This window comes from Tepidibacter sp. Z1-5 (genome assembly GCF_037844525.1).
In the GTDB taxonomy this organism is placed as follows: domain Bacteria; phylum Bacillota; class Clostridia; order Peptostreptococcales; family Peptostreptococcaceae; genus Tepidibacter_A.
This window is the reverse complement of the sequence record NZ_JBBMMD010000049.1, coordinates 1-520: the sequence shown is the minus strand read 5'-3', so window position 1 is coordinate 520 and position 520 is coordinate 1. Positions and strand designations below refer to the sequence as shown.

General features: G+C 29.8%; 1 protein-coding gene. It reads left to right on the top strand.

Annotation, left to right across the window (positions count from 1 at the left end; translation table 11 throughout):
* Positions 1 to 520 (top strand): IS982 family transposase (locus tag WJW32_RS12325; RefSeq protein WP_340258763.1); only part of this gene is annotated, 520 nt, incomplete at both ends.

The window sequence follows — 520 nt, the reverse complement described above, 5'->3', positions numbered from 1 at the left end:
TATTCAAGTAATATAAGGATTGTAGATAGTATGCCTATTCCTGTTTGCAAATTTGGAAGAGCCCACTTTAGTAAATGTTTCAAAGGCGTAGCCTCTTATGGATACTGTCCTTCTAAAAAAGAGACTTACTTTGGTTTTAAGCTACATGCATTCACTACAACTGAAGGATTTGTTACTGATGTTATTATAACTCCAGCTGATGTAGATGATAGAGATGCTATATTTGATTTAAGCGATCAGTATAATTCTACTTATATAATTGGAGATAAAGGTTATGTAAATAGAATGCTAACACCTGAATTAAAAAAAGAAAAAAATATAGATTTGATTTTCTTGAAACGCGATAATAGTAAGGATCAGTACCCCAAAGACATAAGACAATTAATATTTAAAGTCAGAAGAAGAATAGAAACTAGCTTTTCCCAATTGTCAGAGCAATTAAATATGAATAGGGTGAAAACTAAGTCATATTGGGGTTTTATTACTAGAACTAAGATAAAAATTCTTTCTCATAATATAT